At 55.9% G+C, this 24206-nt stretch carries 20 protein-coding genes and 1 tRNA gene; 10 read left to right on the top strand and 11 right to left on the bottom strand.

Translation table 11 applies throughout. The annotated features are described in order from the left end of the window. Positions 1-52: 52 nt before the first annotated feature. From QM579_RS08585 to focA, 4 genes are all read left to right on the top strand, one after another. Positions 53-1369: a tetratricopeptide repeat protein gene (locus QM579_RS08585; protein WP_414998751.1), complete on the top strand. Its 1317-nt coding sequence runs from the start codon at positions 53-55 to the stop codon at positions 1367-1369. A 41-nt stretch (positions 1370-1410) separates the two neighbouring features. Beyond that, a complete protein-coding gene (locus QM579_RS08580; protein ID WP_414998750.1) occupies positions 1411-2259 on the top strand; it encodes an AMIN domain-containing protein in 849 nt (282 codons plus the stop codon). 458 nt (positions 2260-2717) lie between these two features. Continuing rightward, the gene (locus tag QM579_RS08575) at positions 2718-3659 is read left to right on the top strand and encodes a symporter (RefSeq protein WP_414998749.1); all 942 of its coding nucleotides are present in this window, start codon (positions 2718-2720) and stop codon (positions 3657-3659) included. Between the two features lie 755 nt (positions 3660-4414). Next, complete coding sequence (gene focA, locus QM579_RS08570; protein ID WP_414998748.1) at positions 4415-5302, top strand: formate transporter FocA; 888 nt, start codon at positions 4415-4417, stop codon at positions 5300-5302. Positions 5303-5700: 398 nt separating this feature from the next. Here the strand turns inward: focA and QM579_RS08565 are convergent, their stop codons facing one another. After that, the gene (locus tag QM579_RS08565) at positions 5701-5835 is read right to left on the bottom strand and encodes a hypothetical protein (RefSeq protein ID WP_414998747.1); all 135 of its coding nucleotides are present in this window, start codon (positions 5833-5835) and stop codon (positions 5701-5703) included. Between the two features lie 72 nt (positions 5836-5907). After that, positions 5908-6243, bottom strand: a complete 336-nt coding sequence (locus tag QM579_RS08560) for a hypothetical protein (RefSeq protein WP_414998746.1) — start codon at positions 6241-6243, stop codon at positions 5908-5910. Here QM579_RS08560 and QM579_RS08555 point away from each other — a divergent pair. The 6 genes from QM579_RS08555 to QM579_RS08530 all read left to right on the top strand — a co-directional run bounded on the left by QM579_RS08555 (position 6209) and on the right by QM579_RS08530 (position 11747). Then, positions 6209-7063: a substrate-binding domain-containing protein gene (locus QM579_RS08555; RefSeq protein WP_414998745.1), complete on the top strand. Its 855-nt coding sequence runs from the start codon at positions 6209-6211 to the stop codon at positions 7061-7063. The genes QM579_RS08560 and QM579_RS08555 overlap by 35 nt on opposite strands. Further along, a complete protein-coding gene (locus QM579_RS08550) occupies positions 7053-7829 on the top strand; it encodes a 4Fe-4S binding protein (protein ID WP_414998744.1) in 777 nt (258 codons plus the stop codon). Before QM579_RS08555 ends, QM579_RS08550 begins: the two co-directional genes overlap by 11 nt. Beyond that, entirely contained in the window at positions 7826-8773 is a 948-nt protein-coding gene (gene nifB / locus QM579_RS08545; protein WP_414998743.1) for a nitrogenase cofactor biosynthesis protein NifB, read from the top strand. Before QM579_RS08550 ends, nifB begins: the two co-directional genes overlap by 4 nt. A gap of 131 nt (positions 8774-8904) precedes the next feature. Next, positions 8905-9999, top strand: a complete 1095-nt coding sequence (locus QM579_RS08540; protein ID WP_414998742.1) for an ABC transporter substrate-binding protein — start codon at positions 8905-8907, stop codon at positions 9997-9999. A 201-nt stretch (positions 10000-10200) separates the two neighbouring features. Then, positions 10201-10965 (top strand): ABC transporter permease, encoded by a 765-nt coding sequence (locus tag QM579_RS08535; RefSeq protein ID WP_414998741.1) that lies wholly within the window; start codon positions 10201-10203, stop codon positions 10963-10965. Then, positions 10944-11747 (top strand): ABC transporter ATP-binding protein, encoded by an 804-nt coding sequence (locus QM579_RS08530; RefSeq protein ID WP_414998740.1) that lies wholly within the window; start codon positions 10944-10946, stop codon positions 11745-11747. The genes QM579_RS08535 and QM579_RS08530 overlap by 22 nt, the downstream gene beginning before the upstream one ends. A 253-nt stretch (positions 11748-12000) precedes the next feature. On the opposite strand, the gene QM579_RS08525 is transcribed toward QM579_RS08530, so the two are convergent. The 9 genes from QM579_RS08525 to mfd all read right to left on the bottom strand — a co-directional run bounded on the left by QM579_RS08525 (position 12001) and on the right by mfd (position 24033). Beyond that, positions 12001-12077, bottom strand: a tRNA-Arg gene (locus QM579_RS08525). Between the two features lie 191 nt (positions 12078-12268). Next, entirely contained in the window at positions 12269-12535 is a 267-nt protein-coding gene (rpsT, locus tag QM579_RS08520; protein ID WP_183718017.1) for a 30S ribosomal protein S20, read from the bottom strand. Between the two features lie 214 nt (positions 12536-12749). After that, entirely contained in the window at positions 12750-14834 is a 2085-nt protein-coding gene (gene glyS, locus QM579_RS08515; protein ID WP_414998782.1) for a glycine--tRNA ligase subunit beta, read from the bottom strand. A 4-nt stretch (positions 14835-14838) separates the two neighbouring features. Further along, a complete protein-coding gene (gene glyQ / locus QM579_RS08510) occupies positions 14839-15717 on the bottom strand; it encodes a glycine--tRNA ligase subunit alpha (protein ID WP_414998739.1) in 879 nt (292 codons plus the stop codon). 615 nt (positions 15718-16332) lie between these two features. Then, on the bottom strand, positions 16333-17085 hold the full coding sequence (gene recO, locus QM579_RS08505; protein WP_414998738.1) for a DNA repair protein RecO: 753 nt from the start codon (positions 17083-17085) through the stop codon (positions 16333-16335). Further along, positions 17082-18077: a helix-turn-helix domain-containing protein gene (locus tag QM579_RS08500; protein WP_414998737.1), complete on the bottom strand. Its 996-nt coding sequence runs from the start codon at positions 18075-18077 to the stop codon at positions 17082-17084. Before QM579_RS08500 ends, recO begins: the two co-directional genes overlap by 4 nt. Positions 18078-18213: 136 nt before the next feature. Next, the gene (locus tag QM579_RS08495) at positions 18214-19149 is read right to left on the bottom strand and encodes a SurA N-terminal domain-containing protein (protein WP_414998736.1); all 936 of its coding nucleotides are present in this window, start codon (positions 19147-19149) and stop codon (positions 18214-18216) included. 94 nt (positions 19150-19243) lie between these two features. Further along, complete coding sequence (locus QM579_RS08490; protein ID WP_414998735.1) at positions 19244-20500, bottom strand: SurA N-terminal domain-containing protein; 1257 nt, start codon at positions 20498-20500, stop codon at positions 19244-19246. 77 nt (positions 20501-20577) lie between these two features. Next, positions 20578-24033 carry a transcription-repair coupling factor gene (mfd, locus tag QM579_RS08485; RefSeq protein WP_414998734.1) on the bottom strand — a complete coding sequence of 1152 codons (3456 nt, stop codon included), beginning with the start codon at positions 24031-24033 and terminating at the stop codon, positions 20578-20580. Between the last annotated feature and the right edge of the window lie 173 nt (positions 24034-24206).

Raw genomic sequence — 24206 nt, 5'->3', positions numbered from 1 at the left:
AAAGCCAGGAAGGCATTCTTGCCATTCGGCGTAAATAATGTACATTTCAGCCATGCGTCGCTCAAAATTTTCAGGTGTGTACTCTTTTTCCACCGACTGGACGGAAAATCGCCGCAAAAACCACTACTTCGTATGGGAACTCCCGGACGGAGCTTTTGCAGTACAGGAACTCAACAAAGCGTTCCAGCCGTTAGCCGGACCAGAAAGAATCAGCGCCAGATCATTTGCCAAAAACTTCAGGGCAGAACCAGAAATACTGGCAATGCCCGTCACTACGCCGGATCTTTCGCGTTTCGAAAATAAAGAAAAAACCGCCAGCAGTGCAGATGCTGTACAGCAGGAGGCATCTGCTGGTGAGGCAGGCGCGGAATCTTCTGGCATTTCCCCGTCGCTTTCCCAAAAACCAGCTGCCAGTGCTGCCCGGCCCAATGCCGTAGCCGCCGTAGCCCAAGGGGCCTCACAGGCAGCCCCGCAACGTGGCTCCCAACCGCTTGGGCAAAGCGCAGCAAAGGTATCTACGCAGATTCAACCGCGTGGAGCGAAGGCCTCTGTACTTGAGGCGGGCAAATCCGCCGCCGCAGTCACAAACGCCGGGCAGCGCCCCCCCCAGCCGCGCACAGACGCAGCTTCTTTCAACCAGCCCGGCGACCCTGCCGCCGCCGTTACAGCAAAACCCGGCGCGCAACGTTTGCAGCCAGCTCAAAAAATATCTTCTCCGCCACTTCGAATGGTTGTTGCCGGGGAAGACCAGGGCCTGGCCTTTCAGAAAGTATCTGCGGCCCCGTCCAAGGGAGCACCTGCTATCTCCAGCGCTTTGGGCCAAGGGGCCAGCCTGGCGGGAAATAAGATTTTCGCCGCGGAACTAGACATGGACGCAAAGCTGCCGCTACCGGGCTCAAGCCCTGCGGCAGCGAGCAGTCCGATGAGTCTGGAGGCCATGCGCAAGGCCAAAATGACAGAATCGCGACTGCGCGAAACATTCCGTCAGACCTTGCTGCGCCTCAGACGCCCACGTGAGCGTCAGGCAGCCTTGAGTGCCCTTGAGCAGCTGGCCGGGGCCACAGAAGATATCTGCACAATGCACAAGCATATGTTCAGGGATTTTGGCGTCAGGCTGCGCCAGAGTTCGCAACCGGCGCTGGCCCTTTTGTTCAGCCGCAAAGTTGTGGAACTTGCGCCGGATGATGACCACGCCCACTTCAATCTTGCCCGTATTCTCTGTCTGCTGGGCCAGTTTGACGAGGCCGCCGCCCACATTCGCGCAGCAATGACTGTAGGCGGCGAAGACCCCACATATTTTCGAATGCTGATACATATCCGCAAAGAAAAGCTGCAAAACCAGGGACAATCCAGTTCCCATGGCCGCTGAATATATTCAGGACAAACTAGTTTCGGCAGGAGCCTTTAGGCATGAATAAAGTGATACTAAGTCTTCTTCTGGCAGTCTGCGTGTTGGGCATGGCCCTCATTATGCTTAATGAAAAGCTGCGCAAACCAGAGCAAGCGCCTGTTCAGGCGACTCTGAACCAGGGCGCCGATCCCGGTGCAGATGCCCCGACAGTTCCTGACATGGGATTGCCGCCTCTTGGCGATACCGGGCAGGCTGCAAAGCTTGGCGGCCCTGCCGATCAGCCTTATCTTCCGCCACTGCCTGTGGAATCTGGACATAGCCCTGCCCTGGCAGACCGGGCTCCTCAATTGGAGGGTAATGCCCTGCGTAGCACTGACGCTGCTTCTGTTCATGCTCCGCTGCCAGAACCGGTAAAGCACAAGCCTGAGCCCGCCAACGAAGCTGACAAGGCCACCAGCCCCACCAAGCCTGCTGCTCCTGTTGCGCCCGCCGTACCTGCGACTCCTGCGGCCCCGGAAAAACCCAAGGCGCCAGAAAAAACCTCGCAGGACAAGCCCAGCCCCAGCAATACGGAAAGGGCGGCCAAGGCTGCGCCGCAAAAACAGGAAGTCACACGGTTTGTAGTTTTTGCCCGTGACAAGGGCGCCACCATACGGATTGTGGGCACAGCCCCCCTCAACTACAAAAGCATGACCCTCAACGGCCCCGAAAGGCTGGTGCTGGATCTGGAAGGCAAGTGGCAGGTCAAGGCTCCGGGCGTGCCCAAAAATCCTTTGGTCACCAACATTCGTCTGGGCAAAATGGACGACAAGACCAGGGTTGTCATTGACCTTTCGGGCAAGCCTGCGCACGTTCGTTACGTTCTTTCCAAAGACAAACTTTCTCTGGACATTCGGGTGGATCAATAGCCATCAGCTGTTATTGTACCGAGTATAAAGTATTCTGCGTGAAAGGCCTCGGCATGTGCCGAGGCCTTTCCGTTTCAAAGATCTTTCCTGAGAGCCAAACGTACTTCACTGCGTTTTGACCATATGAGTCTGTCAGCCCCAACCGCATCTTGCCCCGGGTGCTGTCGCAATCCATATGCGGAAGGTTGACGGTGAAAGCCTTTGCGCAGGGCTGTGCCCCAGTCAAGTGTAATGATAACGCCTGAAATATAAGCAGGATATGAAATCGTAGCCGCCGTAAAAACAGCTGCACACGAGCCGCATGCAACCACGGTTGGCGGCATGTCTGCCAACATCACGCCGGCCGCAGGCTGTCAGCTCAGAAATACCAGACATCACTGATGCCACGATCAGCGGCCCAACATTCAGCTTGAGTTTTATAGCGCCTTCTGGGCAAGGTGCAAAAAACAGGTGGTTTAATGAATCCTCGCGACCTCATAATGGTGTTTTCTTCATTGGCTTCAATGGCGGCAGGCGTTTTTTTGCCGCAGCTGGCCGCTCCGCTGTCAGCCATGCCGCGGCTTATTCTCATCTTTATGCTATTCATGAGCTTTCTGGCTGTGGGCGCAGAAGAACTGCGAAAAGAAACCCGCACAATGGCAGCGCCGCTGTGCCTGCTGACGCTTTATCGCCTGGCGCTGCTGCCAATACTTTGCATGGCTGTTTTTCGCCTGATCATGCCCCAGTTTGCTTTGGGGGCATTTTTGCTGGGCGCGGCTCCGGTAGGTGTAATGGCCGCAGTTTTTTCTCTTATGCTTGGAGCCAACACTGCACTCATTCTTGTGGCAAACATCGCCACATCCCTTTTGCTTCCCCTGAGCCTGCCCGCCATGCTTTCACTTACCGACAGCGCACTGCGGCTGCTTGGGCTTGCACCTTTGAGCTTGCCGCCACATCTGGACCTGGGGCATATGGGCCTTTCGCTTGCCGTAACCATTCTGGTGCCCTTTGTTGCCGCCCATTTCACCCGCACGTACTGGAACAGCCTGCGCTGTTCTCTGCTGCGCCACCAGTTTCCCTTGCTGACTGTCGCCATAGCTGTTTCCAACATTTCAATTTTCAGCAACTACGGCGGGTTACTGCGGCAATCGCCATCGTTCATCCTTCAGGCGCTGGGTGCAGCCTGCCTGCTGTGCGTGCTGATGACACTGGCGGCACTGCCCATCACCCGCCACATGACGCGGCAGACACGCATGGCTTTTCTGATCTCCTTTGGCGTCATCAACAATGTGCTGCTGATGATCGTATGTATGGAATTCTTTAGCGCGACAGAAGCGCTGATGGCTGCCGCCTATCTGGCCCCGCTCTACGTACTTTTATTTTACTACCGCCATCTTACCCGGGAGCCGGCGCACGCATAATGCTACCATTTGAAGAGATGCGTGGTCTCCAGCTCAGGTATACTTTGCTTGCTTTATGAGGAGGAAACCTTTTCAGTGAAGGATTCTTCCTCCTCACCCTCTCCCGTAAGATATACTTCATTCAGCAAGCTACAAAAAACTTCTGGTTTGAAACTAAAACTCCACAGGCAGCGCCTTTCAGGCAACACACGGCCCAAAACAAATCTACTTTCGCCTTTTACACGGTGATTAGCGATGATTAACAGCAGCCGAGCGCCTTCTCAATCCGCCAAAACCTGGACATGACGACTCGCTCAACCCGCAGGAAAACAGATTTTTCTCGTTTACAACAAAATCTGGTTTCATTTTTTTTAATATTTCCAGCAATATTCATGTTGGCAAAAAACAAACTGACAACAAACGTTATTCTACTATTTTAGTATATTTAAAAGACATAAGAACACTAACAGCACTATTAAATTGTGTATTAATAAAAAATTAAAACGCCATAAGTCATCATACATTCTAAAAAAAGTATTATAATGAAATAATTGAATTATAAACCATACAAACATTAAACACTATCTGCTGCTATAGAAAGCATATAAACAATAAATCTATCTCTAATTTTGCATATCATTACATACACATTCAAAAATGCCATTATGGAAAATTGTTCGCAACTGGTTTATGGTGGCGAACTTTTTGTCATTCACGTGATTGCCCTGTAGCTTTAAACGCCTTGCCAACCTGATTCCTCCCAAAGGAGAACGTTCATGACCGGAGCGTCTTTTGAAGCGCTGAATCCTCGCCAGATGTACGGCAAGGTTGTAGAAACAATGATAATCAAGGCAACAAGGCCTCCCCGTCAGGCTTTTTTGCTGGCAGTGATGGCGGGCCTGTTTATCGGGCTGGGTTTTGTATATTGCGCCGTGGCAAACGTTACAGGGGCAGGAAAAATTGTTGGCGGGCTTGTATTCAGTCTTGGCCTTATGCTTGTTGTGGTGCTGGGCGGCGACCTTTTCACCTCAACCACTATGACGCTTGTTCCGCGCGCCAGCCGCAAGATTACCTGGCGGCAGATGTTCTCCAACTGGGGCGTTGTCTATGCCGGAAACTTCATTGGAGCCATTGCGCTGGTTGCCCTTATTCTTCTTAGCGGGCACCCCTGGAAAGACGGCGGCAGCATTGCCCTTTATTATATTAAAACCACAGAATACAAACTGACGTACACCTTCACCGAGGCTCTGTTTCTTGGGGTCATGTGCAACCTGATGGTCTGCCTTGGCGTATGGATGGGCTATTCGGGGCGTTCGCTCTTTGACAAGATGGCCGCCTGCCTTTTTCCCGTGGGGCTGTTCATTTCATGTGGATTCGAGCACAGCATCGCCAACATGTTCATGATTCCCATCGGCATACTGTGCAGCGGCATGATGCCCCCAGAAGTGGCGGCCAAACTGGCGGATCCGGTTCATACACTCTCCCTGCTCACCTGGGAGAACTTTGTACTGAAAAATCTTATTCCGGTGACGCTGGGCAACATACTGGGCGGCGGCGTGCTTGTGGGGTTGTTCCATTGGCTCGTTTTTGCGCGTGAAAATGCCCAGGAAGCCAGCGTAGCAACACCTTCCCACGAAAGCCTCGATGAACCAAACGCAGGCTGATACAGGGCAGCCCCGGATATTTTTTCGATTTTTCAGAACAGCGTGTAAGCCGATTATAACAAAAATTTGCCGCAGCCGCAGAAAGGCTGGCAAAACAGCTGCAAGCACCCAGGTACTCCGCCATAAGGCAACCATGTGCTCCCTTGCAAAAACTGATTGCAGGGGAGCACATTATTTTTACAATCTGGCAAGCACACAGCCCCTTGCTAATCACCAGCGTTTGCACTTTGAAAAATATTTTCGAAAAATGACAATGATCTTCTGCGCACATTAGCCTTGATGCAATTTTGTTTTCACACTACCCTTATTGAAAAACAATCTGGTGAATAAAAAACACTGCAAACAGCTTTTTTCCGCTTTATTCGCGAAAAAGCAAAATACGTTCGAATGGCATGAAACTACATAGCACACTCATTGCACTGAATCTTTTTAAATCCCACCGGGCTTTTTCTGCTGCGCGCGATATGCAGCAGGGCAAACTCGCCAGTGGTGGCACCTGACGTTGTGGCGCTGTGAGGCAGGTTGTCTCGCATTATCCTTCACGCAGGGCCAGCACGTAATCCGACCATTTCCGCCCTGCCTGACAGGGTTGCCACAACCATATTTCACAGCGCAAGTTTCGCATAATCATGCGAAACTTTTTTTATTTTTGACAGCTTTTTCCTGCCACTTCGGCCTGTTGCACGCTTATTTGCAACAGCGAAAGCAGGCCGGGCTGGCGTAGCGCGGCATATTTTCTGCTGAAAAAACGCATAGCGACAGAGCGCCAATAGTAAATTCCGGCATGGCAAAAGCAGTTGGCGCGAAACTACAGATGCAGCAGATCTGTTTTGTTGCAAGGCAAGTACAGCTGCCTGCACGCAGGCATGCAGATCACGATTTTTCAACCCGTTGAGGGAGGCTGGTATGGATACAAAAGAAAACGGACGGCGCAGTTTCATCAAATCGCTGGCACTGGGCGCAGCCGGGCCGGCGCTCATAAGTCCGCAGACTGCAAGGGCCGCAAACGGTGGAACGCTGCAAGTATGGTCGTGCGGCGGGCTGGCAGAAGCTATGTGCCCGGCGCATACGGAGTATACGCGGCAATCCGGCGTCAATATCGTCTATACAGGGGCTTTTGCCGCTGCTCTTGGCAAATCTCTGCTTTCCGGCAGCGGGCATACAGAAGTCTTTGCCGGACGCGTGCTCGCTCTTGCACAGAATCTGCGCAAATCTGGCAAGATGATCTATTTCAAACCGCTATGCTTTACGAGCTACGTAGTCGCAGTGCCCAAGGGCAACCCTGCCAATATCAACAGTATTGAAGACCTTGCCCGGCCCGGCGTGCGCGTGGCTATGGCAAAGGAAGCCTCCGCTCCCGGCGGTCAGGCTGTTATGGGCATACTCAAAGCAGCTGATCTGACCCCAAAGGTTTTGGCCAACGTGCCGGAACAGGGAACCTGCGTGCAGAGATCAGTGAAAGACGTCGCAACTGGCAACGCTGACGCTATGATTGTTGAACGGCGAATCTGCCGTATGGAACGCTTTGCCGATCAGCTGGAAGCAGTGGAAATTCCCGAAAAATTTTTCCCCGCCGGGCCTCTGACTTTTACTGTAGGTCTTATGGCGGACGCGACTGACAAAGACAGGGCCGTTGCGTACATCGATTGGCTTACCAGCCCGCAGGGACAGGCTTTTTTTGAAAATTCCGGCTTTATTTCCGCCCTTTCCCCCAAGGGACAGGAACTGATTGAAAAGTTGGGGGTAAAAGATGTTGCATGAAATAGTTGCCCGTCCCAGCCGCAAACTGCGGGCGCTTCACTGGTGTAACAGGGCCGTACTCGTCATTTCCACGATTTTTATTGGCGAGTGGGGCCTGTACGGCGTATTTCGTTGCCCTTTTGTCGTTCCCTTTGTCAGTTGCCAGAATTGCCCTGTCATGACCTGCCCGGGGCAATTGTCCCGTCTGTTCTGGGGATTCTGGGGCGTCTGGCTGGCCGTGGCCCTTTTTTTCGGCAGGGCTTTTTGCGGCTGGCTTTGCCCGGGCAACCTGACCAACCGCGTTCTGGCGCTTAATCCCTTCAAATTCGGCCCAAACCCCGTGGGCGTGCGCAACTACAGGTGGGCAAAATATCTCATGCTGGCCGCCGCGTTGCTGGCATGGTTCGCTCTAGGCCAGCCAAGGGTGAACGTGCCCCTGCGGGTAGGCGAATTCTGGCCCTCGGTGTGGCTTACGTGGGAACATGCCTTTCCCATGTGGCAACTGCGCTTTGTGCTCACAGTGGGCATACTGGCGCTGGGATTGGGCATCCTCATGTGCTGGTGCCGATTTGCCTGTCCCTTTGGCGCAGCTCTTGAACTGGTGCGGCGTTTCACCCTCTTTCGCTTTTACAAAACCACCGAATGCAACGACTGCGACAAATGCCGCACAGTTTGCCTCATGCGCACCAGACCGGACGAAGAAAACTGCACCAACTGCGGCGACTGCGTGGGATCGTGCCCCAAAGACTGCATACGTTTTGGGCTGAAGCCAAGGGGCAAGGAATGAGCACACCTCTACCAGACAGTGCGCGGCATCCCTGCTTCAACCCGGAAGCGCACCGCGCGTTCGGCCGGGCACATCTGCCCGTAGCGGCAAGCTGCAACGTGCAGTGCGGATTTTGCGACCGCCGCTATTCCTGCGTTAACGAATCCCGCCCCGGCGTGACGGCGCGCCTGCTCACGCCGCATGAGGCTGTGGACGCAGCCCTGCGTGCTGTGGCCCGCATGCCGCATCTGAGCGTCATCGGCATTGCGGGCCCCGGCGATCCTCTGGCCAATGCTGCGCCAACCATCGAAACCCTTGCAGAGCTGCGCAAAACACTGCCCGGCATTCTGCTTTGCCTCTCCACCAACGGGCTGGCGCTGCCGCTGCACGCGCAAACTCTGGCTGACCTCGGCGTCGGGCATGTAACGGTAACAGTCAATGCGGTCAGACCCGACGTTGGCGCAGCCGTCTATAACTGGGTGGATGACGGCAGCAAGCGTCTTTCCGGGCAGCAAGGGGTAGCCTTACTGCTCGAAAGGCAAGAAAAAGGAATACGCCTGCTCAAATCGCTGGGAGTCACCATCAAGGTGAACTCGGTGGTCATACCCGGCGTAAACGATACGCACATGCTGGACATAGCCAAGGCCGTGGCCTCGTGGGGAGCAGACCTCATGAACTGCATCCCCTTGCTGCCTGTGGCGGATACGCGCTTTGCCATCGTCTCTCCGCCTTCAGCGCAGTTGATGCACAGCATCCGGGCTGAGGCTGGCGAAGTAATTCCTCAGATGCGCCACTGCACGCGCTGCCGTGCTGATGCTCTGGGCCTTCTGGGCGAAGACGGCCAGCTTGAAGACGTCTGCGGCGCTCAACCCCAGGCCCAGCCGCAGATACGGGCACAGGCACGGGCGCAGGCACAAATACAAGCGCAAAAGACAAGGCTAATGAATACGGTCAGCAGGCAATAAAGCCCCCCATTTTAACCGTTTGCCAACAGCTCGCGGCGGCTGACCGATGTGGTTGAAACGCCGCGCAAATATATGTGCAAAGGATGTAATAAGAATTTTTTCATTAAATACAAGAAGACTATGGAGGTACTATGCGCACCCTGTTTGGTAAAATGCTGGCAACAACACTCTTGCTTGTCCTTGGTGTTGCCGCGCACGCGGCAGAACTGCCCCGGCTGAAAGTCGGCTATATCTTTACCACCAACCACACGCCTCTCATGGCCGCTATGGATATGGGCGAAAAGCTGCCTATTGAAGGCATGTGGATGCAGCCCATAGTGCCCAAAGAAAAGTACCAGCTCATGAAGGACGGCAAGCCCGTGGCGGTGCTTGATATTGTTGTTATCAAAAGCGGCTCTGAAACTGCGACCCTGTTTGCCCAGAAGCAGCTTGATATCGGCCTGGCCTCCATAACCGCCATTATGGCTGGCATCGACAAAAACATCCCTATCAAGATTGTGTCCCCTCTGGTGCTGGCCAGTGGCGGCGTGGTCGTATCCAACGACGTTCCAGCCAAAACGTGGCAGGAGTTTGTTGCCTACATCAAAAAATCTTCCAAACCCGTGAGCATTGGCTACCACTCGCCCAGCAGCGCGCCCATCATTATTCTTGAAAGCGCGCTCAAATCAGAGGGCATCGCCTATACGAGCAATCCGCTGGATCAGAAGGCGCAAGTGGTGCTGGTAGACCTGAAGGGCATGGCCAACCTCATTCCCGCCCTGAGCAGCAAGCAGGTTGACGCGGTGGTCGGACCGGAACCCTTCCCCCAGACAGCCGAGGGCAAGGGCGCTGGCTGCGACATCAGCATGCTCCGCAACCTTCCGCCTGAAGGCAAGTGGACGGACTACCCCTGCTGCGTTATCGCCGCGCGCGACGAGGTCATTGCCAGGCACCCTGAACTGGTGCGGGATTTCGTAAAGCTTATGGCCGGGATTGGCCGCTGGTGCAATGAAGACCCGCAGCGCGCCGGAATTCTTGGCTCCAAATGGATCGGCCTGCCGGAAGAGATCGGCAAAAATTCCAATCTTCGCTTTTTGCAAAGTTTTACTGACGGCTGGAAAGAAGGCGCAAACGGTTATCTGAGCGACCTGAACAAGGCCGGATACTTCAAGGGCGCCTTGAAGGATAAATCCTTTAAAGAGGCAGAAAGCCTTCTTGTGGACCCGCAGTTTCTGAACGGTAAATAAGCTTTACCCATTGTCTGCCCCGGCTTGCACCAGCATGCCGGGGCAGACTGAAAAGGGATAAAGCTGCTTCAAGCCACGCAGCCCGGCGCTAGTTGCTATACAACGCACGCTTTCACCTTGCGGTCATAACCAATGAAAAATATTAAAGTATTCTTTTTGCCACTCATATTTCCTCTGCTATTTTTACTGCTATGGAACCTGATGGCACATGCGGTAAAAAACGACATTATTCTGCCGGGTATTCCGCAGGTGTGGAGCCTGCTGTCCAGCCCCGGTGATGACGTTATTTCAATGGGCACCCTGCCCGCCAACACGCTCATAAGTCTGGCGCGGGTTTTTGCGGGCTATATTATTGCGGTGCTTCTGGCTGTTCCGCTGGGAATCATCATGGGCTACAAGCCTGACGTAAATACCGCCCTGAACACTTTTCTTGGTTTGTTTCGCTCCATCCCTCCTCTGGCCTGGGTTCCCCTGGTACTGGCGTGGTTTGGCATGCTGAGCCTGGCCGATATTTTTTCCGTGCCCATCGGAGCCGCATATCCATATTTTCATAATATCAAAGTATCTATGATTTTTATCATTTTTATCGGCGGATTTTATCCCATACTCACCAGCGCCATACACGGCGTAGGCATGGTGCCTCAAACACTCACGGATGCGGCACGAGTTCTGGGAGCCAGTCAGGTCGATATTTTCCGCAAGGTGCTGCTGCCGTATGCCGCGCCATCCATCATCAATGGCCTGCGCATTGGCCTTGGCGTGTCCTGGATGTGCCTTGTTTCAGCCGAGATGTTACCGGGCAGCCTTTCAGGGGTGGGGTATCTTATCACACACGCCTACACCGTGGGCCGAACGGACGTTGTCATTGCGGGCATGATAAGTATCGGACTTGTGGGTGCGTTGCTGGACAGATCATTCAGGTTCTACGAAGACAGGAAATTTGTATGGAAACGACTGACAAAGTAATAGACGCTGCTTTACAGCCTCCAGAGCTCGTGGCCGCAGACGTATCGAAAATATTTGTGACCAAAAGCGGCCCCATTGAAGCCCTGCACCACGTAAATATGACTGTGGAGCGCGCGCACTTTGTCTGCATAGTTGGGCCTTCTGGCTGCGGCAAATCAACCCTGCTGCGCATGATGGCAGGCCTGAGCCCCTGCGAACAGGGAGAAATACGCTTTCGCGGCGAACAGCGGCAAGGCCCGTGCCGACAAATCGGCATGGTCTTTCAGGAGTATTCGCTTTTTCCCTGGCTGAATGTGCTTGATAATACGGGGATTGGACTGCAATTCAACGGCATGGGCAAGGATCAGCGCGAACAGGAGGCACGCCGCTATCTTGGCATGGTTGGGCTTGAGAAATTCGCTCTGGCCATGCCGCACGAACTTTCCGGCGGCATGCGGCAAAGAGTGGCCATTGCGCGTGCCCTGACCAACGCGCCTGACGTGCTGCTAATGGACGAACCCTTTGGAGCCATTGACGCGTTTACACGCATTACGCTGCAAAAAAGGCTGCTTGAAGTTTGGGAACAAAGCCGGAAGACAATCGTGTTCGTCACGCACAGTGTGGACGAATCCGTCTACCTTGCGGACGAAATCATTGTTATGGGCACGAACCCAGGGCGCATTGTGGACAAATTTGCCGTACAATTGCCCCGCCCGCGGCGGAGAGATGACCCTGCCTATGCGGGGCTGGTTGCCCGTATTCTGACGCTTCTGGAGCAACAGGACGATGCAGTGGCGGGATAACGCCCCCTATGGATTAAGGCCTTCTGGCCGTTCGCGAGCTACCGAATGCTGATATTTTGAAACGATCATCTATGTGAGGTTGATTCTCAAGAATGAGAAGCCCCTATTGGCTTACCCAGCAGAAAAGAACGATCAGCCCTACCCACTATGCGGGTGGGGCTTTATTTTACGCGCTACCGCGCTCAACTGGCTAACTGTGATTAAAAACAGAAAAAGCCCTTACAATTTTCATCGTAAGGGCTTGATTCTTTAGTGGTGCGCCCGAAGAGATTCGAACTCCTGACCTACAGGTTCGTAGCCTGTTGCTCTATCCAGCTGAGCTACGAGCGCGCAACGAAGGGGAATCTATATTAAGCTGCAGTTGCCGTCAAGCTTTTTTCAAAATATTTTTTGAAAATCTGCGAACTTAGTTGAAATTTTCAAAACAGTATTCACCCGATGGAGTGATTACAATCAACGCTACGCGTTGTCAAGAAACAATAAACTGGCGGCAGAAAAAAACTGCCTCAAAGACACGTAGACTAGGCTTCGATGCCGTTAACGGCACGGGCCAGACGCGAAATCTTGCGCGCAGCCTTCTTCCAGTGCATGGCGCCCTTGCTGGCGGCCTTGGAAAGCACGGAAGTAGCGGCCACCAGAGCTTCACCAGCCTGAGCCTTGTCGGTGGCCGTGATGGCGGAGCGCACCTGTTTGATGGCGTTCTTCACGCGGGTACGGGCGGCGCGGTTGCGACCGGCCTTCTGCAAGCTCTGCCTGTGACGCTTGATGGCTGACTTATGGTTGGCCACGGTATCCTCCACTATGTTGGGCTTGCATTGGCAAGCCGAGACTCTGAATTATATTGCGCTATCGCGAAGACGGGTTGTTAGCATAGCCCCGTATGGCTGTCAAGCGCCGCGCCGGATTTCCGGCGGCATATCTTTTTCAATCAACCATTCCGGTTGTTCCGCTCAGCGTTTCGGCAGAACGGAGCAACCGGAGCAGGAACATATACGCACAAAGCTACATTTGCAAGGCCGCAAAATCAGCCAGGCGGGCAAAGCGCCCTCCCAGAGCCTGCAACATTGCCAAACGGTTGCGGCGCAGATCAGTGTCTTCGCACATGACCATAACACCATCAAAGAACGCATCCACGGCAGGGCGTACTTCGCTCAGGCAGGCCAAGGCAGCCGCATGATCCTGATCAGCCCACATCTGATCAAGCTTGGGCAACAATTGATCCAGCGTGGCGGCCAGGGCTTTTTCGGCGTCTTCCTGCAAAAGTTCCGCCTTCCATTGGGCAGGAATTTCTTCGGTCTGACCCTGCTTGCGCAAGATGTTGGCCACACGCTTGAAGGTTTGGGCGGCCTCGGCAAAACCGGCTTCACGGCTAAAGGTCGCCAGTGCGCTCAAGCGCGCGCCGCATTCCTTCACCTGTGCAGAGCCTGCGCCAAGGGCAGCGTCGACCAGCAGTGTGTCCTGTCCCTGACTCATGAAATAGTTACGCAGACGCGCTGCGAAAAATTCCATAAGTTTGTCCAAAGCCTCGTTGGGGGCCAGTTTCCACTGCCTGTCGCCATACAGCTCCTGCGCCTTGGCGAAAACCTGACGCATGTCCAGCGGCAGGCCGAAATCCAGCACGATACGTATGATGCCAAGCGCGCAACGGCGAAGACCGTTGGGATCCGCAGCGCCAGTGGGGATCATTCCCAGACCGAAGCAACCCGCGAGGGTGTCGGCCTTGTCGGCCAGAGACAACAGGGCTCCTGCCGTACTGCCCGGCAAGGGAGAATCCGGTCCGGCAGGAAGATACTGTTCAGCCATTGCCTGGGCCACCGTGGGGTTTTCGCCCTTGCGGCCTGCGTAGATGCCGCCCATAATGCCCTGAAGCGTATCAAACTCGCCAACAAGCCCGCTGACCAGATCCGCCTTGGAAAGACGCCCGGCCCGCGCCGCGTCAGAAGCCAGCTCAGGAGCGCAGGTTTCTGCCAGCCAGCGGCACAGCGCTTCAAGGCGGCGTGTCTTGTCGCCCATGCTGCCAAGGCCGCCGATAAAGATGACCGTATCCAGCTTTTGCAGCCAATGCTCAAAGGGTTCGCGCAGGTCGGCTCTCCAGAAGAAACGGGCATCGTCCAGCCGGGCGCGCAGCACCCTCTCCCACCCGCGTTTGACAATCTCCATATCTTCTGGAGTGATATTGAGAACTGTCAGAAAGTGCGGCAGCAGCTGACCATTGGCGTCTTCAATGCCAAAGCTTTTCTGATGGCTTTCCATACTGGTCAGCAACACTTCACGCGGCACTTCAAGGTAGGCCGGATCAAAATCCGCCAGCAACGGCACAGGATGCTCGGCAAGCCCCTGCACTTCGTCAAGCAGACTGTCTTTCCAGAGAACCTTGCCATTGGCCGCCACGGCCTGGGCATTGCCGCCTTCAATGATGATCTTGCGGCGCTCTGCCGGATCAAGAGTAATGGCGCAGGGACCAGCCAGGGTCTTAAAAAATTCATTGGCATGCGCCACGGCAAAGGGACCGGAGCCGTGGATGCGGTGGCCGCAGGTTTCGCGTCCCGAAGCCTTGGGGCCAACTTCGAAGGAAATCACATCGCTGTCCAGCAGCGCCAGTATCCAGCGCAAGGGACGGGCATAGGCCAGGGAGTAATCGCCCCAGCGCATGCGCTTGGCAAATGGCAGAGCCGTAATGATGGCCGGGCAAATGGCCGCCAGCAGCTCGCTTGCATGCGCGCCGCCGGTGTGCTTGCGCACAGCCACATAAACGCCCTTTTCCGTCTCCTGCTGAAAAACGTCGTCGAGGGTGCAGCCGTTGGTGCGCACAAAGCCTTCAAGGGCTTTGGTGGGCTTGCCTTCAGCGTCGTAGGCCACACGCACTGGCGGGCCGGAGACGATTTCTTCGCGCTCAACCTGCACGGGGTTGAGATCTTCAATCATGACCACAGCGCGACGCGGCGTGCTCATCACGCGCAGAGCGCCGTGCTCCAGACCAGCTTCATCAAGGGCAGAGGTAAAGCGGGCAGAAAGCTCCGCCTCTTCGGGAGCCAGAAAACGGGAAGGCAGTTCTTCGCTGCCAATTTCAAGCACAAAGGTGGCCACGGCTTTACCTCGCATCCTTTTTGAGCATAGGATAGCCCAGTTCTTCGCGCTGAGCAGCATACAGACGGGCCACGCCCGCCGCCAGGGTACGCACCCTGCCGATGTAGCCGGTGCGTTCGGTGATGGATATGGCCCCGCGCGCATCCAGCAGGTTAAAGGTATGCGAACACTTCAGGCAATAGTCGTACGCGGGCCAGGGCAGGCCCAGTTCCAGCATGGCCTTGCACTGGCCTTCAAAATCGTTGAAATGACGCAGCAGCATCTGCGCGTCGCTGGCTTCAAAGTTGTGGCGCGACTGCTCCACTTCGTTCTGGTGATAAATATGCCCGTAGGTCACGTTTTTATTCCAGGCCAGATCGTAAACAGATTCCACACCTTGCAGATACATTGTCAGGCGTTCAAGGCCGTAGGTCAGCTCAACGCTCACAGGCGAAAGATCAATGCCGCCCACCTGCTGAAAGTAGGTGAACTGGCTTACTTCCATGCCGTTAAGCCATACTTCCCAACCAAGCCCCCAGGCGCCAAGCGTGGGTGATTCCCAGTCGTCTTCCACAAAGCGGATGTCGTGCTGCGCGGGATTGATGCCCAAAGCATTGAGGCTTTGCAGATAGAGATCCTGCACATTGTCCGGCGAGGGCTTCATGATGACCTGAAACTGGAAGTAGCGTTGCAGGCGGTTGGGATTTTCGCCGTAACGACCGTCAGTGGGACGCCGTGACGGCTCCACATAGGCCACGCTCCAGGGTTCGGGACCAATGACCCGCAAAAAAGTATGGGGGTTGAAAGTACCAGCCCCGCACTCTACGCCGGAGGGTTGCTCAATGACGCAGCCCTGCTTGGCCCAGTAATCCTGTAGGGTGAGTATCACGTCCTGAAAATACATGTGCTGTCCTTTAGGAAACGCTGATTGAAATGGCTCACGGCTTTTGCCCCGCCAAGAACGCGCACGGCGCGCACCTCGACCTTTTGAAGCATTGCACACTTGAAAATCCCGCAAGGATTCGTCTTCAAACCCTTGCCGCTGCCAAGCGCAGATTCAGGCGCGGGCGGGCCTTGCCTGCCTTTGAGCGCCAGTCTGACGCGTTGCCAGCTCTAGCAGAGTAACTTTGAGAGCGTGCTCTCTCAAAGTTTATGGCACGCCCGTTACGGGAGCCCTGCCCTGCAATCCCGAAATACTTTCAGGTGGCTCTGCTTCGGAGCAGATTAGCCTTGAAATGCTTCACATTCCAAAGCTGTCATTCTGCCCAAATTACAGTTTTGGCAGAATTCACACTACGTTGCGCCTCACTGCACTCCTGTGCAGCGTTTGAGCATTTATCTTTTTTCAAGGTTAAACTGCTCAAAAAAAGCCCGCATACCAGTGGCAGTTGGGCGAAGACAAGAGAGCCGTCAGTCAATGATTCCCTTGTTATGCAGTGCCCCGAGAGCCTGGCCGCGCAAAAAAGCAATTGAACCAAGCTCTTAAACCGCAGTAACAGGTCAGGCGAAACCCTTCCTGTTATACACGGCGGAAAAAACCACCCTCCCACGCCAGCCCCAGATGGTATTGCACAAAACCGTCAATAACACGTGAGCAGGCCCGCCTGTCCGCTGAAGGCAATTCTTCCGCGTGCCAGCCGGATGGCAATTCTTGCTGTACATGGCGCAAAAGGTCAAGTCCGTCTGAGCTCAATTCCACGCCATAACGCACAGGGCCTGCTTCCGCACGGCAGGAGGGGCAACGCACATGCCCTTCATCCACCACGAACTGCCCGGGGCCATGCAACGCACAGCCGCACACGCCGCAGATATCCAGACTTGGCGCGAACCCAAGAGCACCCGCCAGACGCAACCGGAAAAAAAGAGGAAAAAGCGCGGGCAGAGTGGCAGCCTCTTCAAGCGTTCGCCGCATATCCTCCACCAGAGTAAAGGCTTCATCCGCCCCTTCGTCTCCCACGCCAAGAGATTCGACAAACCGCAGGCAATTGGCAGCCAGCCCCATACGACGCCAATCGCGTCTGAGCGTTTGGGGACCACCCAGCAGCACTGCCTCTTCGAGGTTAAGAAAACCGCCCCGTGGCGAAGCTTTGACCCGGCAATGCAGACTGTTGAGCACGTCGAGGCAGCCACAAAAGCGACGCCTGCTTCTGCTTCCGCCAAAGGCGAACAGCGTCAGCAGGCCGTGCTTGCGACAAAGGGTTCTCAGCCAGAGGTCCGACTCACGAAAGTGCCCCATGCGCAGCACAAGCGCGTGATCGGCCCATTCGGTCATGGGAGTGCCGGCGGGAAGGTCAGCGTGCGCACCTGACCACTGGCGCCTGCAGGTGAAAGCTCTTCGCCGTCGTAGCGGAGGCGCACCCCGCCCGCATTGCCGAGCTTCAACTCAAGGCTTTTATTGAAGGTAAGAGCAAAGGTGTCGCCCTTGCGCAAAGAAAATTGCCTTGTATCCGTATTGTCCGCATTGGAATGCACCCAGCATTCTTCCGTAGCAGTAATGATGAGCTTGTGCGGCCCCGCAATGGGCGTTTGCGCTGCTGCGGCCCCGGTGGGCGCAACTGGCGGGGCAGGAGCAACAGGGGCGGCAGGCGGTGTGGGTGTACCCACAGCTTCGCCTCTCTGCGTGCCGGGAGCAACAGGAGTGGCAGATGCAGCAGACGCGGCGGGAGTGGCAGCCGCACCGGGTGTGGCGGGAGTGGCAGAACGGCCTGCCTGCGTACCATTATCGGGCGCAGCCGTTGCAGGCTGCCCCGCGTTGGTTCCCCGGGATTCACGATTGGCGGCAACACTGCGGGAGCCTGCGCCAAGGGAGGAAGTATCGGCGGTATCCGGACTTTGCATGGGTGCAGGCTGGGCCATGCGGCGCGTCTGACTGGTCAGGAATTCCAATGCTCCATGCTGCCATGCGGCATAAGCACCAAGCCCCAACAAAACAACCACAAAAGCGGAAAAAAAGGGCTTCATGCTGCGGCGCGGGGCCAGAGAGACATCCGGCAGGGGTGCCTGCTGCACAGTGACTTCTTCGCTATCGGCTTCCAGAGCAGTCAGCGCAGCGCTGATTTCTTCGGCAGAAAGCCCCAGATAAGATGAATAGGAACGAATGAAGCCCTTGGTATATGCCAGATGGGGCAGAGAAGATGTGTCCCCGGCCTCAAGCGCGCGTAAAAGACGCGCACCAATCTTCAAATGATTAGCCGCATCTTCGATGCTCAGACCCCTCTTTTCACGCTCAGCGCGAAGGACCGCACCCAATTCCTCTAAGGTCATGCAAAGCCTCGGTAAAGGTCTTTGCCGCCCCGCGGGCGGCTGTTACCAGCAGCGCATCCCGGCCTTACGCCGAAAACTGTTCGCCACCGGAAAGACGCGGCGCGGCACAAGCCGCGCGCACGCCAGAACAATCACGCTACAGCCGAATGTCGATCACGGCTTTTTTGCGCAGCTGCCCCGTATAGTCGTCAAAGCGCTCCATAGCCTTGGGCTGACGCAAAATGGCGTCGATCTGCGGCTTGGCCTCTTCAAAGGAGAGCATCTTTACGCCACCGCCACCGGGACGAAAAAGATGCACCTGCGCCTTGTGCCCCTGAAGATCAAAAACTTCCGTCACATCGCCGGGCTTCATCTTGGTAAGGCGCCCTTCCCATTCGGGATTCAGGCGGTCCCATTCCACCGGGCCCATATCGCCGCCTTTTTCCTTATTGGGCGCAATGGAGTATTTTTGCGCGGCTTCTTCAAAGGTCAAGGCCCCGGATCGTATCTGGGCGGCAATGGCGGCAGCATTGACCTTGGGCGAATAGACCATAACGCCCATGTGCAGGCCGCTGCGGTCATACATGGTGGCCTTGTTGGCGTCGTAGTAGGCCTGAATTTCTTCGGGGGTAACCACAACCTTGCGGCCCACTTCCATGCTCATGATCTTCTGGCGCAACAGGGTCTTTTCTATATTGCCGCGCAGTTCGGCCACACTGCTCTTCTGACGAACGAGCTGTTCTTCGAACTGCTGCTTGGTCATATTGCGGCCCTGCATGATCTTGGCAATCTCGTTGTCGATATCCGACGGGGAAACGGAGACTTTCAGTCTTTTAGCTTCCTGGGCGATGAGAATATCCATAATCATCAGGTCCAGAACCTTACGAAAAACCGTGTCCACCTGCTTGGCATTGGCGGGATTATCCGGATTAAGACCATTCCGCATCAAGTCTGGCAGAGCATTTTTTTGCAGGTCAAACATGGTGATGACTTGACCATTGACCACCGCAGCCACCTTATTGAGCTGGGCGGCCTGCACGCCGCATGCGGTCGTAAGCATAATCACCAGCAGCAAAACAAGAGTTTTCCTCACAGGTATTCTCCCTCATACAAAGCGCCAGGTGCGCCTGTTTATCGTCAGATTTTTAGCCCAAAACAGAACGACATGCAATGACCGTCCGGCGAGGTTACAAGTCCTGCCTGTCCTGCCTGTCGGGCGTCCCCGTTTTTTCATATGGTCCGTCTGCTCCCCCGCCCCCGGGGGTATCCGCTCCTTCCTCTCCATCTGCCGAACCGGGCCCGGCATCACCGGAACCGTTGACGCCGCCGTGCGAGGAAATGCCATTACCCGCGCCGGAGCCATCTTCCCGCATTGCGGGTCTTGCAGAGGGCGGCGTGAGCAGGTCAGCCATAAGGTCAGGATTCACACGCACCTGCGCGCGTTCCAGAGCCGCTGTCAGCCAGCTTTCGAAGGCGGCTTCCTTACGCTGTTGACGCAAAATGTTCTCAATGAGCGGATAGGCCTCAGCCACTCCCATCGTGTGGGCAGGGTTGCGCCCTGCCAGTGCAAGCCCGTACCAGCGACCGTCCTCCTGAACAGGAGAAGCGCATCGCCCGGGTGCGAGCTTTTCAGTTTTTTTCCGCCACTCGGGCGGCAGCTGGGCCAAACTCATTTCCTGACATTGCAATAAAAGGTCTCTGGCCTGCTCTTCACGCGCCGGGCGGCCAGGAATGAAGGACGTGCAAAAGCCGTCTACAAACTGGCGTTCTACGGCTGAAATCAGACAAACGTCCAGCGTTTCTGGAAGGTTGAATTCGGTTTCGTGTTCCTTGTAATACGTGCGCACATCATCCAGCGAAACCCGAATGCCGGGCAAAAGAATGCGCTTTTCAAAGCTCTGCATGGCCAGGTGATCGCGCATGAGCACCCGCCATTCATTTTCGTCCAGCGACTCGTCGGCCAGAAAGCGCGCCAATCCTTCCTGACCGCCATAGTCTGCCCTGATTGCAGCCACCGCAGATTCAAGTGCAGCGTCCGTGACAGGGATTTGCAGATCACGCAAATCCTGCCGCACCAGGGCGTAAATAATCAGCGTGCTCAACGCGTCGCCATACTGCCGCTTCATATTTTCCAATGAAGGACGCTGCATGGTGCCCAAAGCCGCTGAGCGGCTGTCCAGCAGGGCCTGCACGGTACGCAGGTAAACAGGTTCGCCGTTGACCGTGGCCACTACGCCCTCGGGCAAGCGCGTCTCGAAACAGGCAGTCAGCATGAAGCAGCAAACAAGCAGCACCAGATGCGCCATTCGAGGTAAAAATGCAGCCGTCAGCCCCGGCACGGAGCATGACACATGCCCGCGCAGCTGTTCTGGTGTTCCGGCCATCCGGGCAGGAACCGACAGCGGCAGCTTTTTGTGGCCGCCGTGTTCAGCTGAAAACAACAAGAGCATAGACTTCCTCTTCCGGCAAAAACTGGCCAGAGAAAAACGGTCAAGGGCGGCACATGTGCCGCCCTGTCAGATCAGGCCGAAGCCTGTTCCGCAATGGGCATGCGTATGTCTTCCAGTGCCTGACGCAGTCTGTCAAGTCCCAGTGCAAAAGAAGCGTCTTTTTCCAGAGGCAGCGTAAGCCCCGCAGGGGGCTGCATACGTGCGCCCGGCATGGCCGCGGCAAGGGCTACAATACGTTCGGGCTGCACGGCGGTCTGGCCGTCGGGCCAGGTCAGGCGTACATAGTCCCGATGCACGTCGGCTTTCTGCACCTGAAGCTCGGTAAGAAATTGCTTGAGGTCGAGCACTGCCAGAAAGTTTGCCAGTTCTTCGGGAAAGGGCCCGAAGCGGTCACGGATGGACAGGGCAGTTTCTTCCCGTGCAGCTCCGCCCGAGGCCGAAGTCAGCGCTTTGTAGCAGCGCAGGCGCTCACGCCCGTCATCAATATACGAAGCAGGAATATGCGCCGGCAGCCCCAGTGTCAGTTCAGTTTCGCTGACCAGACTTTCAGGCATGCCCTTGAGGCGGCCCACGGCTTCTTCAAGCATTTCCAGATACAGATCCAGACCAACGCGGCACATGTGGCCCGACTGCACTTCACCCAGTATATTGCCAGCCCCGCGCAGACGCAAATCTTCCATCGCCACCTGAAATCCCGCGCCCAAGTAATCCATATCCATAATGATGCGCAGGCGCTCTTCGGCTATGGCAGTCAGACGCTCTGCATCTGGCACAACAAAAAAGGCATAGGCCTGCCTGTCGCTGCGGCCAACACGGCCACGCAACTGGTACAATTGCCCAAGCCCGAACATCTGGGCCTGATCCACCACCAGAGTATTGGCGCGGGGGAAATCCAGACCGGATTCTACAATGGAGGTACAAACCAGCACATCCAGCTCACCATGCCAGAATTTGTGCATGGTGTCTTCCAGCTCGGTTTCAGACATCTGGCCGTGAGCCATGCCCACCCGTGCGGCAGGAACAAGCCCACGCACATACTCGGCCACGCGCTCAAGCCCCTGCACCCGGTTGTATACCCAGAATATCTGGCCCTCGCGCTCCATTTCGCGCTCCATTACCTTGCGCAGCACGTTATCGTCCCTGCGCAGCACGGCGCTGGCTACAGGCTTGCGGTCCTGCGGCGCGGTTTCAATAATTGAAAGCTCGCGTATGCCGGACATCGAAAGCTGCAAGGTACGCGGAATGGGCGTAGCCGTAAGCGTCAACACGTCCACATTTTTCTTGAGAGCCTTGAGTTTTTCCTTGTGGCGCACGCCAAAACGCTGTTCTTCATCAAGGATGAGCAGGGTCAGGTTGGGAAGTTTCACATCTGTGGACAAAAGGCGGTGAGTGCCTATGAGTATATCTATCTGCCCTGCTGCTGCGGCCTTGAGCACATCCTTTTGCTTTGGACGCGACACAAAACGGCTGAGCAGGCCCACGTTAACGGGAAATCCCGCCAGCCGCGCCCTGAACGTCTGGTAATGCTGTTCGGCCAGCACCGTAGTGGGACAAAGCATGGCCACCTGCCGCCCTTCGGAAGCGGCACGGAAGGCAGCGCGCAACGCCACCTCTGTTTTACCGAAGCCCACGTCGCCGCAAACAAGGCGGTCCATCGGGCTGGTTTTGTCCATATCGTCCAGCACGTCCTGAATGGCCTTGGCCTGATCGGGGGTTTCCTCAAAGCCAAAGGTAGCTTCAAATTCGTGATAGAGTTCACCGGGCGGATCGTAGCGAAACCCCTTGGTTACCTTGCGGTAGGCATACATTTCCACAAGGTCTGCGGCGATTTTTTCAATGGCCTTGCGGGCTTTTTCCTTGCCAGCAACCCAGGCTGCGCCGCCCAGACGGTCAAGGGCAGGCTCTACGCCTTCTGTGCCCTTGAAGCGCTGAATAAGCCCAAGCCTGTCCGCAGGCACATAGAGCTTGTCCTTGCCGGAATACTCCACCAGCAGAAAGTCGTTGGCCGCGGCATTGATGTCCATATGGTGCAGACCGGCGAAACGTCCGATGCCGTAGTCGCGGTGCACAAGAAGATCGCCGGGCTTGAGGTCGTCAAAAGTGTCCAGTCCCTTGAATACGCGGGACGACACACGCGGCGTTTTTTCTGCCTTGGGGTAAAGGATGTCTTCGCCAAGAACCAGCGCGTCGTCCCATACCAGATCCGCACCGGATCTGAACGGCGAAACAAGGGCAAAAAGGCCTCGCTGTTCCGGCGCATAGCGCATAGCGGGCACAATGCCGTCCTGTTCAGCCAGTTTCAAGAATCTGGCACGGCTTCTGCCCGATGAAAAACTGAGCACCACCTGACGGCGGCTGCCGCGCCATTCCTTGAGGGCAGCGGCAAGATGCTGCCAGGGGCGATCCTGCGCGCCCGGCAGGGGAAAAAGATCGGTAAAGGAATGCAGGGGGCGTTCGGCGAGGTCAAGGCCCCGTTCTTCCACGCCCATGACCAGAGGTTCTGCGTACACGCGCTGAAAGTTGTTCCAGGGTGCGGGCTGCGAGCTTTTGCGCAGGGCAAGGGCCGCTGGCTGCGGCAGAGGCAAATCGGGGGCTTCCAGCCTTTCCTTGAGGCTCAGGCGGCTATTGCGCAGAGCGTCGGCGCTATCGGCCTCGCCGGGCAGAAGCCACAGGCTGTCTTTGGGCAGCCAGTCTTCGATGAAACTCGTCGTTTCAAGCACGCTGCCGGGTAAAAGGCCAAGACCGCCGCTGTCCAGTGATTTTTTGAAAGAATAGCATTCGTTTTCGCCAATGCGGCCTTCTGCGAACATGCGGTCGCAGCGTTCCCGTGCCGCAGCCAGGGCCTTGGCCTCCAGAGACAACGGGCTGGCAGGCAGGAGAGTCAGTTCGTCGCAACCCTGCAAGGAGCGCTGGCTTTCGGCATCAAAAACCCGCATTTCGTCAAGGGTGTCGCCAAAAAATTCCAGACGCACAGGTTTGGCGTATCCCGCAGGAAAAATGTCGAGAATATCGCCCCGGCGGGCCATTTCGCCTGGCCGCGTGACCATTGCCACGCGCTCATACCCCCACTCAACAGCCTGGTCCAGCAGCAATTCGGGCGCGTAGTCGCTGCCCTTGCGCAGATCAAGGTTGCGTGAGGTGAAGAAATTCAGGGGCACATGGCGCAGCAAAAGGCTCTCGACGCTGCAAACCAGACAGCGCGGCTGGCCCAGACCAAGGCCATAAAGAGCAGCCAGACGTGACGCCCATGAGGCCCTGTCCTGCCACTGGCTCAAGGCAGGCAGCGCCAGACAGGGGCTGCGCCACAAGGGTTCGGACAGCGATTTGTCGCCAAGCGAAAGCTCGGGGGTAAAGAGCGTCAGCAACGCACGGGCAAGATTGTATTCTTCGCGTTCGCGCGCCACCAGAACAACAGTGCGCCCCTGAGCCATTGCTTCGACTGCGAGACGACAGCGCGTGGCCATGCCGCTGCGCTCGATGTAAATCTGATTTTCCTGACTTGCCAGTACTGTGGTAAAACTGTCCATTAACCTGTTTCCATATGGCTGGCCGATGTTCTTGCCCGGCCATGCTGCGCACGCGGGCGAATCCCGCAAAGCTTTTGCTGAAAAGTTACGAAATCTGAAAAAGCCGCTTTATCCTGTGACAATGTTGCCAGAGCGTTACCGCCATCCTCAAGGTTCATTCGCCCTTGTTCGGC

It is taken from the genome of Desulfovibrio sp. (assembly GCF_047607245.1).
Taxonomy (GTDB): Bacteria; Desulfobacterota; Desulfovibrionia; order Desulfovibrionales; family Desulfovibrionaceae; genus Desulfovibrio.
Note: the sequence above shows the minus strand (reverse complement) of the source record. Positions and strands in the feature narration are given on the sequence as shown.

What these genes read in the sequence shown, in the direction of transcription:
- QM579_RS08585 (WP_414998751.1), top strand. Translation starts at nt 53, where the DNA reads ATGCGTCGCTCAAAATTTTCAGGTGTGTACTCTTTTTCCACCGACTGG.
- QM579_RS08535 (WP_414998741.1), top strand. Translation starts at nt 10,201, where the DNA reads ATGGCACATGCGGTAAAAAACGACATTATTCTGCCGGGTATTCCGCAG.
- nifB (WP_414998743.1), top strand. Translation starts at nt 7,826, where the DNA reads ATGAGCACACCTCTACCAGACAGTGCGCGGCATCCCTGCTTCAACCCG.
- QM579_RS08580 (WP_414998750.1), top strand. Translation starts at nt 1,411, where the DNA reads ATGAATAAAGTGATACTAAGTCTTCTTCTGGCAGTCTGCGTGTTGGGC.
- QM579_RS08565 (WP_414998747.1), bottom strand. Translation starts at nt 5,835, where the DNA reads ATGCGAGACAACCTGCCTCACAGCGCCACAACGTCAGGTGCCACCACT.
- QM579_RS08555 (WP_414998745.1), top strand. Translation starts at nt 6,209, where the DNA reads ATGGATACAAAAGAAAACGGACGGCGCAGTTTCATCAAATCGCTGGCA.
- recO (WP_414998738.1), bottom strand. Translation starts at nt 17,085, where the DNA reads ATGACCGAATGGGCCGATCACGCGCTTGTGCTGCGCATGGGGCACTTT.
- QM579_RS08560 (WP_414998746.1), bottom strand. Translation starts at nt 6,243, where the DNA reads ATGAAACTGCGCCGTCCGTTTTCTTTTGTATCCATACCAGCCTCCCTC.
- QM579_RS08500 (WP_414998737.1), bottom strand. Translation starts at nt 18,077, where the DNA reads ATGACCTTAGAGGAATTGGGTGCGGTCCTTCGCGCTGAGCGTGAAAAG.
- QM579_RS08530 (WP_414998740.1), top strand. Translation starts at nt 10,944, where the DNA reads ATGGAAACGACTGACAAAGTAATAGACGCTGCTTTACAGCCTCCAGAG.
- QM579_RS08575 (WP_414998749.1), top strand. Translation starts at nt 2,718, where the DNA reads ATGAATCCTCGCGACCTCATAATGGTGTTTTCTTCATTGGCTTCAATG.
- glyQ (WP_414998739.1), bottom strand. Translation starts at nt 15,717, where the DNA reads ATGTATTTTCAGGACGTGATACTCACCCTACAGGATTACTGGGCCAAG.
- QM579_RS08550 (WP_414998744.1), top strand. Translation starts at nt 7,053, where the DNA reads ATGTTGCATGAAATAGTTGCCCGTCCCAGCCGCAAACTGCGGGCGCTT.
- focA (WP_414998748.1), top strand. Translation starts at nt 4,415, where the DNA reads ATGACCGGAGCGTCTTTTGAAGCGCTGAATCCTCGCCAGATGTACGGC.
- QM579_RS08540 (WP_414998742.1), top strand. Translation starts at nt 8,905, where the DNA reads ATGCGCACCCTGTTTGGTAAAATGCTGGCAACAACACTCTTGCTTGTC.
- mfd (WP_414998734.1), bottom strand. Translation starts at nt 24,033, where the DNA reads ATGGACAGTTTTACCACAGTACTGGCAAGTCAGGAAAATCAGATTTAC.